Annotated in this window: 6 protein-coding genes and 2 pseudogenes; 3 read left to right on the top strand and 5 right to left on the bottom strand. The window is 43.8% G+C overall.

Going from position 1 to position 11,049, the window contains the following annotated elements:
* Positions 1-39: 39 nt before the first annotated feature.
* The 4 genes and pseudogenes from JCM10512_RS04875 to JCM10512_RS04860 all read right to left on the bottom strand — a co-directional run bounded on the left by JCM10512_RS04875 (position 40) and on the right by JCM10512_RS04860 (position 3,813).
* A pseudogene (locus tag JCM10512_RS04875) lies at positions 40-2,030 on the bottom strand (glucosamine-6-phosphate deaminase).
* A gap of 147 nt (positions 2,031-2,177) precedes the next feature.
* Entirely contained in the window at positions 2,178-2,960 is a 783-nt protein-coding gene (locus JCM10512_RS04870) for an amidohydrolase (protein WP_044160995.1), read from the bottom strand.
* Positions 2,961-2,980: 20 nt separating this feature from the next.
* Positions 2,981-3,535 carry a 1-acyl-sn-glycerol-3-phosphate acyltransferase gene (locus tag JCM10512_RS04865; RefSeq protein ID WP_044160992.1) on the bottom strand — a complete coding sequence of 185 codons (555 nt, stop codon included), beginning with the start codon at positions 3,533-3,535 and terminating at the stop codon, positions 2,981-2,983.
* An 8-nt stretch (positions 3,536-3,543) separates the two neighbouring features.
* Positions 3,544-3,813, bottom strand: a complete 270-nt coding sequence (locus JCM10512_RS04860; protein WP_044160989.1) for a hypothetical protein — start codon at positions 3,811-3,813, stop codon at positions 3,544-3,546.
* 113 nt (positions 3,814-3,926) lie between these two features.
* Between JCM10512_RS04860 and JCM10512_RS22705 the strand changes: the two genes are divergently transcribed.
* Positions 3,927-4,079: a hypothetical protein gene (locus JCM10512_RS22705; RefSeq protein WP_158332182.1), complete on the top strand. Its 153-nt coding sequence runs from the start codon at positions 3,927-3,929 to the stop codon at positions 4,077-4,079.
* Between the two features lie 144 nt (positions 4,080-4,223).
* Positions 4,224-5,809, top strand: a pseudogene (locus JCM10512_RS04855) (glycoside hydrolase family 43 protein).
* Here the strand turns inward: JCM10512_RS04855 and JCM10512_RS04850 are convergent.
* A complete protein-coding gene (locus JCM10512_RS04850; RefSeq protein WP_044160986.1) occupies positions 5,787-8,003 on the bottom strand; it encodes a patatin-like phospholipase family protein in 2,217 nt (738 codons plus the stop codon). The pseudogene JCM10512_RS04855 and the gene JCM10512_RS04850 sit on opposite strands and share 23 nt — an antisense overlap.
* Positions 8,004-9,292: 1,289 nt before the next feature.
* Here JCM10512_RS04850 and JCM10512_RS04845 point away from each other — a divergent pair.
* The gene (locus tag JCM10512_RS04845) at positions 9,293-10,939 is read left to right on the top strand and encodes a diphosphate--fructose-6-phosphate 1-phosphotransferase (RefSeq protein WP_044160982.1); all 1,647 of its coding nucleotides are present in this window, start codon (positions 9,293-9,295) and stop codon (positions 10,937-10,939) included.
* Positions 10,940-11,049 lie beyond the last annotated feature (110 nt).

Raw genomic sequence — 11,049 nt, 5'->3', positions numbered from 1 at the left:
TCCCCCTCTTCTTCTTATGATTTTATATCATTTTATAGCTTATAGCGGAATATACTCAACGAAGGCCTCCATGGCTTCATACGACGCGAGTCCCAATTGATCATAAAGATTGGCACTAGCCCGGTTGCGATCTTCACTTCGTTGCCAGAATAGACGTTCGTCATTTCCTAAGAATGGTGCACTTTCCATTTGAGATTGATGTTTCAGAATGGAGTTACGTTTCGCACGAAGTTCTTCCGGACTAATGGGAACTGCCATTTCGATGTTTTCAATTTCCCATTCAGCCCACGCACCTCGATACATCCAGATGCGACAGTCTTTCAGCCATTTGGCTCCTTCCTCTTTCTCCAGATCGATAGCCGCGAATACAGCATCCGTACAAACGCGGTGTGTACCATGCGGATCGGCCAAGTCGCCGGCTACAAATATTTGATGAGGCTTTACTTCCCGCAGCAAATTGCGTACAATCTCCACATCGGCTTCACTGATGGGGTTCTTCTGAATCTTGCCTGTTTCGTAGAAAGGCAGGTCGAGGAAGTGGCAGTTCTTTAGCGGGATATTATTATAAGTACAAGCGATACGAGCTTCTCCACGACGAATCAGGCCTTTGATGGTCAGAATGTCTTTGGTATCCATATCGCCGTCTTTTTTCTCTTGCAGGAACTTCCGTATTTCCGCATATTTATCATTGATAACCAAAGCTTCACTGTTGTTGAATATTTGGTTGAATCCATTGATGAAATGTAGGAAGCGAGTCACTTCTTCGTCACCCACGGCAATGTTGCCGGAAGTTTGGTAAGCTACATGTACCTCGTGTTTCTGTTCCACCAGGCGACGTAGGGTTCCACCCATTGAAATAACATCATCGTCGGGATGCGGAGAGAAAATAATAATCCGTTTCGGATAAGGTTTCGCACGTTCCGGACGATACGTGTCGTCGGCATTCGGTTTGCCGCCCGGCCATCCGGTAATCGTGTGTTGTAGGTCGTTGAATATCTTAATATTCACATTGTATGCGGAACCGAAGAGAGCAAGCAATTCACTCAATCCGTTTTCGTTATAGTCTTTATTGGTAAGCTTCAGTATCGGTTTACCAGTCAGTTGGCATAACCATACAATAGCGCTACGTATCAGTTTGTCGTTCCATTCGCAGGACGTTACCAACCAAGGACGTTGAATACGAGTTAGGTTAGCGGCAGCCGATAGGTCAATCGCTACATGCGCATTGTTGTGAGTCTGCAGGTAAGATGCAGGGATGGTATCAGAGATAGAACCTTCTACGCACTCCTTTATCATAGCCGCTTTCTCTTCTCCCCAAGCTAGCAGAAATACCTTTTTCGATCCGAGTATGGTTGAGATCCCCATGGTAATCGAGCTGACCGGTGTATTTTCCATAGAACCGAAAGCTTTCGATACTTCATTGCGCGAGGCATTATCAAGCAAGATCAATCGGGTGGTGGAGTTTATGCGTGAACCCGGTTCGTTGAATGCGATATTACCTACGCGTCCGATACCTAAAAGAGCAATGTCAATGCCACCGAAACTTTCGATACGTTGTTCATACAAACGGCAATATTCAAAGATGTCATCTTTGGCAATGGTTCCATCCGGTGTGAATATGTTCTGTTTGTCAACATCGATGTGGTTTAAGAACATCTCTTTCAAAGCATTGAAGTTACTGTTGACTGCATCAGGCGCTAATGGTAGTATTCGTACATATTGAATACGATCACATTGCGGAAGCTGAGTCCATCCTCTTTGTGCATGCGTATTAATTCATTGAATACATGGCGGGGAGAGTTGCCTCCGGGAAGTGCGAGTACACAGAAACGTCCGGCTTTTTGTTTTTCGCGGATCGTTTGTGCTATTTCACGGGCAATACCGTTGGCACCTTCTTCTACAGATTCATAAATATCTGTTGGCATTTTCTCAAGTCTGGTCAGGACTGATTTTTCAAATGCATTCTCAGGTCTGTAGTATCTGGGGGAGACCCTGTTGAGAGTGATTTGAGAACTAAGATTTGTTTTCATAAAAATGTAAATTAAGTTATGTAGGACTAAAAAGTCCCTACGACTGTTTCTTCTTGACTACAAAGATACAAAAGAAGCTTATATAGTTAACTACCAATTTGTGGGTATTGTTGGTGGTTTCGCCCTTTTTTAACAATTGTTTTACAACTATTGTAACAATTGAAATCTGTCTGCATCTCTCCAGACCGGAAATTTATCCCGAAAGGTGTTAAGTGTGGAAAGGCTCAACGTAGTGGTAACTGTAGCCTCTTGATCGTCGGAAGTTGCGAGAATTGTTTCCCCGTAGGGTGAAATTACACAGCTTCCTCCATTGTAATTTAAACGATAGCCATCCGTACCGACCCGATTCACTCCGCACACATAACATTGGTTCTCAAGGGCACGAGCTTGTAGCAAAGTGTCCCAAACCCGGCGGCGTGAAGTTGGCCAGTTGGCTACATATACTAATAGGTCATATTCCCGATCTACATTGCGGCTCCATACGGGGAAGCGTAGGTCGTAGCATACCAACAGGCAGATATTCCATCCTTTATAAGATAAAATCAGTCGTTGATTACCTGCTGAGAAGTGGTCGGGCTCTTGCCCCATGCGGAATAGGTGACGTTTGTCATAGTAATACGCATCGCCCTCGGGGGGGAGGAAGAATGCGCGGTTGTAATTATGTCCGTTGTCGGTTGCGATATAGCTTCCAGCGATGGCTAGTTGAAATTCAGTTGCCCATTCTCTGAGTGAGCCGATGGTGGTCCCGGAAACAGGCTCGGCTAGTTGTTCGCTTTGCATGCTGAAACCGGTAGAAAACATTTCGGGTAAAACAACAATCTCCGTTGTTCCGCATAAGCTTTGTAGCTTTCCGCGGAGTAAACGGAGATTTTCTTGTTTATTTTCCCAAACAATATCGGTTTGTATAATGGATATTCGTATCGAATCCATAGGAAATAAATATCAGTTGGTTAAAGTTCGCCAAGGGCAAAATTCTCAGGATGTTTCCCTTTAAAGTCCTTGTAGTAGAGCTTTATCTCTCTCATATCTTCTTTTATATCTCCCGACGGCATGATCGCTTTAGTAGCTGATATGGTCTTTGTAGAATAGTCAATGCCGACAAGCACGATAGGTACCTGTGCTTTTTGTGCGATAAAATAGAAGCCTTTCTTCCAGTTGGGGTTTGCTTTACGCGTTCCTTCCGGAGTAATAGCTAAATGGAACTTGGTAGATTCGGCAAAACGTTTTGCCATTTGGTCCACCAAAGAAGTTTTTTTGCTACGGTCTACCGGAATACCTCCTACTGCTTTGAAGAAGATTCCGAGGGGAAAAAAGAACCAGTCTTTTTTCATCATGAAACTTGTCTTTCCGCCTATTGCTCCGTAAAACAATTTACCGATGAATAGGTCGAGGTTCGTTGTATGTGGGGCAGCACAGACTATACATTTATCGTAATTGGGTACCGTAACATTTGTCTTCCAGCCTAAAAGGCGGTAATAGATAAAGCTGTAAATTGCTTTCTTCATCCTATTTATTAGTTCAATTTCGCGATCGCGTCAATAATCTCGTTTACTTTAGCGTTGAAGTCTGAACGGAATTTCTTATAAAAACCTTTCACATTGCCCGGCTCCGTATGGCTGATTCGGCTAACAAACTCATTCTGGAATTTCAGAATATCGCACATCAACTTGTCGGCTTTCTCTTTATCGGTACCAGGTACATACGCACTGTTTACCAAACACTCGGCGAATAATTCTCCTGTAATATAGTTAACGTTCTTTTTAAGATTTCTTCTACTTGCCATAATATTTACATTTTGTAGTGAATAATAGAAATATCTGGGGGTAAAGATAGATACTTTCTTTGATTCTAACCAATAAATGATTGGAAAATTGATAAATCCGAAACTTGTCGCGTATGCAAACAAAACGCTTATATTATTGTATCGTAGCCTATTACGCATTCGATGTAACGGGAGAATACTATTCTGTAACACGCTATCGCGCCGATGTAACGTGCGTAGAAGAATCTGACCTGTTTATTAACGATAGAGCTAACGATTTGCGTTAACTTTGTGCTCGATGGCAGACTTGAAACGTCGAACTTTATTTCGGTCGACTCTTACAGCATCGTCATACCGGATGATATGTCTAATTAAAAATAGGAAGTATAAACATGGATCATTTGAAAAAAGTAGTGTTGGTTTTCTCTTTGATGGCGGTAGCCTGTGCTCAGCTAGTTGCACAGCAAGACGGCAAACGTCAGGAAGTTTTTAGAAATCCGGTTATTTATGCCGATGTACCCGATATGTCGGTTACTCGCGTGGGTAGCGATTATTATATGGTAAGTACAACCATGCATTTGATGCCCGGAGCACCTGTTATGCATTCGAAAGACTTGGTACATTGGGAAACGATTGGATATGTCTTTGATAAGCTGACCGATCACTCCCGATATGATCTGATTGATGGAACAGTCTACGGGAAGGGGCAGTGGGCTTCCTCCATCCGCTACCATAACGGGCGGTTCTATGTGTGGTTCTCGCCCAATGATGATCCTCGGAAGGGGTTTATTTATACAGCTACAGATCCTGCGGGGAAGTGGGAACTAGTATCCCGCCCACCTCATTTTCATGATGGCTCTTTATTCTTTGATGATGACGGACGGGTTTATATGTTTTATGGTACGGGAGAATTGCGCGAGTTGAAAAGCGATTTGTCCGATGTGAAGCCGGATGGCGTAAACATGAAAATCTTTGAGCGGGATGCAGATGAACAAGGTTTGCTGGAAGGCAGCCAAGTGGTAAAGCATGATGGGAAATACTATCTGCTAATGATCTCGATGGACTGGAGTATTCCCGGACGGTTACGGCGTGAAGTTTGTTATCGGGCGGATCATATTACGGGCCTTACGAGAAAAAGGTAATCTTAGAAAACGACTTTGATGGTTACGGAGGAGTGGGACAGGGTGCTATTATAGATTCGGAAGAAGGAGATTGGTATGGTCTTATCTTTCAAGATCGTGGTGCGATAGGCCGTGTACCGACTTTAATGCCTTGTCGCTGGATAGACGGTTGGCCTATGCTGGGTGATGAAAACGGACATGTACCGTTAACGATGCAAAAGATGACATATCCTTCTGAAAATGTGAAAGGCATATTGGGAAGTGACGAATTCGATAATGAGAAGCTTTCGCTCTATTGGCAGTGGAATCACAATCCGATAGATGATCGATGGACACTGACAGAACGCCCCGGTTTTCTGCGTCTGAAGACGAGTCGTTTGGCCGACAACTTGTATCTGGCTCCGAACACGATCACGCAACGCATGGAAGGACCCAAATGTGAGGCTACTATCTCAATGGATGTTTCGAAAATGAAGGATGGCGATGTGGCAGGATTTAGTGCCTTCAATGGGCATTCCGGATTACTCTCTGTGATAAAGGAAGGCAAGAAGAAACGCTTGGTAATGTCTACCAATGTGGTTAACTTTTCCGAAGGGCCTGGAAAGAAGATAGAAGGCATAGATGTGGAAGAAAAAGCGGAAGTTGCGTTAAATAAGGAGGTTGTCTATTTACGCATTGTGGCCGACTTTACGTCCCATAAAGATACCGCAAGCTTTTATTATAGCCTGGACAACGCAAACTGGAAAAAGCTGGGTACGGATGTCAAGATGCGTTTCGACTATACCCGGCTCTTTATGGGGAGTAAGTTCGCTATCTACAACTATGCCACCAAATCATTGGGGGGATCTGTCGATATAGACTTCTTCCATTTTACTAAAAGTAATAGCCAAGATTGACGTAGCAGCTTACTTTATCGGTCTGATTGGAATATCCCAGAGAGATTTCCAACGGACCGAACATGCTGTCCATTCCATAGCCGGCACTTATGCCATAGATATTTCTACCCTTCAGCAATTTGAAGAAATGACTGTCGGTCAATCCGTAGTTACCGGTCAGTGTCAGGTAGTGAATGCTCCCCATACGTTGCCGAAACTTTAGAGACGCAACCGTTATGGAATTGTCCACCTGCTCGATATTGGTAATTCCGGCAAATGGTAGTTGCTGTGGGATATATAGACCGTATGTCTCGCCGCCAATCGTATTCATAAGTGGGTAAGCCATATCTTTGCCTATCAAGACGCGTCCATAAATGGAAGGGATAATTGAGAAACGCCGGGTTACCGGTATGACGCTTGACCATGATGCGCTTAAGGCAGAGAACGGAGCATGATCGTTGTATTGCGCCAGGTTATCTGTATACAATGAGTAGGCTGCTTTGAAGTCACTGCCTTTGGATGGGAAATGTCCTTTGTCGAACGTATTATAATGCACTTGGGCGAAATAGCTTAAGAAATGCTCCGATTCTACCTGCAAGTCCGCTACCTCAGGTTTCTTGAATAGAAAATCTTGGTATTTATAATATTCGAAACGGAACCCAAGCCCAAAACGCAAATTCTTATACCATACATCCGAGAAGCCAAACTCCCCTAGATGATATTTATAGGTTGTGTTATAAGCCCGATTCCCTTCCTCATAGATGTTGATATCGTTATACTGAAACATATACGAGAAGTTAAAGTTACGTTGACGTACCGGTTCGAGGGTATAGTCTACGCGGGCAGAATATCGCTTACCCAGCCGACCAGTGAATGAAAGACGTGACGGGATATGCGTTTTCAGTTCTGCTGTGGCGTTCACTAATAGCGAGGCTATCTCTTCCGAATCGAATCGTATTCCCAAATTAATTCTCTTTTCATATTTCTCTTCTAATAAAAAGGCGAGCTGATATCCTTCCGGAGTTTGCGTCAGGGTATAACTGGCACTGGAATACGACTGGCTTCCGCGTAGCTGAAAGAGGGCTTGTTCGATTTGTAGCGTCGTATTATCGCTATGCTCCTTCAAGTTACATTTCTTCATAAGCCATTTCTTATCGTCTTCTTCCACACCGGAGAATGAGATCTCGGTTATGTATATCGCGCGTGAGTCCGACAACGATGTGTATGGACCGTGGACTTTAGGTACATAATTGTCACTGATTCCTATTTCCTTTTTTAGGGCGAGCAACGAGTTCCACTGTCCGCGTGCGGCCTCTTCACCTCGCCTCATTAGTGAATCGATGGCGGAAGGGCTGAAACTGGCTGATGAGAATCCGTCTACATTTACCCGAATATAGGTGTCGGTAAGCTTCACATTTCGCTCATGGTTCGCTTGGCAAGTGAGATCTATAATTTGCCCCAGAATATCCGGTGCGCTGCTTAGCTTGTCGGCTTTTCGCAGCGTGTTTTGCACATCGACCCCGATAATAATATCGGCTCCCATTGCTTTGACTACATCAGCCGGGTAGTTGTTTACAATTCCTCCGTCTACCAACACCATGCTGTCTTTTCGTATCGGTGTAAAAACGCCGGGAATAGCCATGCTGGCTCGCATCGCCGTGGATAGTACGCCATTGCGAAAAATGATCTGATCTCCATTAACAACATTGGCCGCTACGCAAGCAAAAGGGATGGGTAGCTTGTCGAAGCAGATCGAGTCGTGATAGCCTACGGTAAGATCCGAGAACAGGTTGGCTAGGTTTTGCCCCTTCATAATACCTCCGGCTACCGCATCTTTGGGATTCTTGGTAAAGGGTAGCGAAAGAACGTACTTTTCCGAACGTTCCCGATCGGGAAGCGACATGGCGCTGCGCTTGATTCGATCGCTCAACAGGAATGTCCAATCTTGTTTTCGCACCATGCTATCCAATTGTTCGGTGGTGTAACCGATGGCATACAAGCCTCCGACAATTGAACCCATACTTGTGCCCGCAATATAATCAATCGGAATGCCCGCCTCTTCAATAACTTTTAGAGCTTTGATATGAGCTACTCCCTTCGCACCACCACCGCTGAGAACTACCCCCACTTTTTTACGTTGCCCTTGTGAAAATAGGGAAACAGAAAATGTCAGAAAGGATAGTAATAAGAGAATTGAGAAATGGGGCTGTTTCATTGAAATCCGGTTTAGAGTTGATGATTATGACTTAAATATAGGTTGGCGAGGTCTTACGCATCAACCCTTTAAAAAAACAGTTCGAGTCAGACAAGATGCTGAACAGTTGTTTTAACGACTTCCTGTTACACGAGTTTGTGCAAATGTAGCAATTTTGTTTAGATTTAGCTTTATTTTCTGCTTTTTCTCTTTCTATAATTCGCTACTAACAAGGTTTCAATTCTTTTCGCATCGACTATCGGTGTCGGCATGGGTCGTGGACTTGTTAAAGAAGTATGACATTAGCTGTTTTTTTATATCTCGGAGCTTTATCACTCCGGTTGCTTGTATTTACAAGCATCGAGCTTCTGCAAAGAATATGCATGGAGTAAACAACCTGCGAATTTCGGGTAAATAAGGCTGAAAAAAAAGTTTTATATTTCTTCTTTCAGCTTTCAGTTTAGGGTGTAAGTTGTTGTCTGTTAGCTTGTTTTGGCTGAAAGCGATGGCTGCTCTCGCTTTCAGCCTTGTCAGTTGTAGTGAGGCATGCCGTTTGAAACTTGAGGGTGAGTACGCTAAATATCGGCTATTTCTTTGGTTCACATATCGGCAAATTCCATAGCCAACCCGGGTTGCCGAATAGCGACCTTTGTTGGCTATACGGCTGACCTAGGTCGGCTGCTTTGTAACTCCTACCTATTAAAGAACTTTCTGTGAGAGTTTGGTTATTTGTCGGGAGTAGGCTATAAGCTGAAAGGACTGAAAGCAATATTACTTCTTTTTAGCGCTTGCTTTCAGGGTTATTTTTCTGTATTTTAATTAGTTACGTAGGTGGCTGAAGGGCTGAAGGCTGTAAAGTGAACTTTGTTTGTAGACTGATATACGATGTGTTGTGGTAGCCGGACGATCTGGCTGCTATACAGAGACACATTGCTCGATCGTTAACTTTAACAAAATAAAAGGAATTTGCGGCCTTGGGGGTAAGTTGGCGTAATCGGTCGGAAATTACACGGAAATGGCTTAACTACAATACATAAACGGGATAATTACTAACCTGCACAACCTAGGTGCAGAAAGCGGATACTTGGATACTCCGATTGAATTGAATCGCGAAATGCCTGATAAGCTAATGGCTGATATACAGTATTATAATATATGTGATGGGAGTCGAAACTTCGGCTCAACTATCTCTCAGAGAGAAATAATTCAGGGTTCTCTTTCTTTATTCACGAAAAAATGCGAAATTTGCAACGCTTTTAAAGTTTAAAATGAAACTAACTAACACCTTTAAATAAATAATTAGAAAGAAAATGACTAAAAGTGCATTGCAAATCGCGAGGGCTGCTTATCAGCCCAAACTTCCGAAAGCATTGGTTGCCGGAGATGTAAAAGTTGTAGAAGGCGCAGCTACTCAATCGGTGGCTGATCAAAAAGCCATTCAAGCTTTATTTCCTAACACGTATGGGATGCCGATTATTACATTTGAAAGCGGCGAAGCTGTTACGCTTCCGGCTATCAATGTAGGCGTTATCCTTTCCGGCGGACAGGCTCCTGGTGGACATAATGTGATCTCCGGTTTGTTTGACGGTATCAAGAAACTGAATGCGGATAGTAAACTGTATGGCTTTATCTTGGGACCCGGTGGATTGGTTGACCATAACTATATGGAACTAACTGCTGACATTATCAACGAATACCGCAACACAGGTGGATTCGATATAATCGGTTCCGGCCGTACGAAGCTGGAGGAAGAGAGCCAATTTGAGAAAGGACGTGAAATCATCCAGCAACTGGGCATCAAAGCACTGGTAATCATTGGTGGTGATGACTCCAACACAAATGCTTGTGTATTGGCTGAATATTATGCTTCTAAGAAGTATGGCATACAAGTTATCGGTTGTCCGAAAACAATTGATGGTGACTTGAAGAACGAAATGATTGAAACCTCTTTCGGTTTTGATACGGCTTGTAAAACCTACTCAGAAGTTATCGGTAATATTCAACGTGACTGTAACTCTGCTCGTAAATACTGGCACTTCATCAAACTGATGGGACGTTCGGCTTCTCACATTGCATTGGAATGTGCGTTGCAGGTTCAGCCTAACATCTGTATCGTGTCGGAAGAAGTAGAAGCTAAGGATATGTCTTTGGATGATGTAGTAACTTACATCGCTCAGATTGTAGCCGATCGCGCTGCTCGCGGACATAACTTCGGTACTGTATTGATTCCGGAAGGATTGGTCGAGTTTATTCCGGCCATGAAACGCCTGATCGCTGAGCTGAATGACTTCCTGGCAGCTAATGCTGAAGAGTTCTCTCACATCAAACGTTCGCATCAACGTGATTATATCGTTAGCAAACTGTCTCCTGAAAACTCGGCTATTTACGCCAGTCTACCGGAAAGTGTTGCTCGTCAGTTGACATTGGATCGTGACCCGCATGGAAACGTTCAGGTATCTCTGATTGATACTGAAAAGCTGTTGTCTGAAATGGTAGCTACCAAACTAGCCATCTGGAAGAAAGAAGGTAAGTTTGTTGGTAAGTTTGCCGCACAACATCACTTCTTTGGTTACGAAGGACGTTGCGCTGCTCCATCTAACTTCGATGCAGACTATTGCTACTCATTGGGCTACACAGCTTCTATGCTGATTGCTAACGGCAAGACAGGTTATATGTCTTCTGTACGCAATACGACTGCTCCCGCTGCTGAGTGGATCGCAGGTGGTGTACCTATTACGATGATGATGAATATGGAACGCCGTCACGGTGAACTGAAACCGGTTATTCAGAAAGCATTAGTGAAACTGGAAGGTGCTCCTTTCAAAGCACTAGTTGCACAGCGTGATCGTTGGGCTATTGAAACAGACTATGTATATCCGGGCCCGATCCAATACTTCGGACCGACAGAAGTTTGTGACCAGCCAACGAAGACTTTGCAGCTTGAACAAGCTAAATAAATAACGTTAAACGGTGATTGTTGGCAGCTCCTACAAGTCGTAGAATAGCTGTCACATCACCGTTTCTCATTTATCTTATACATTGTTTACAGCTATCATTAACTCCTAGC

It is taken from the genome of Bacteroides reticulotermitis JCM 10512 (genome assembly GCF_000517545.1).
In the GTDB taxonomy this organism is placed as follows: Bacteria; Bacteroidota; Bacteroidia; order Bacteroidales; family Bacteroidaceae; genus Bacteroides; species Bacteroides reticulotermitis.
This window is presented reverse-complemented; position numbering and strand designations above follow the sequence as displayed.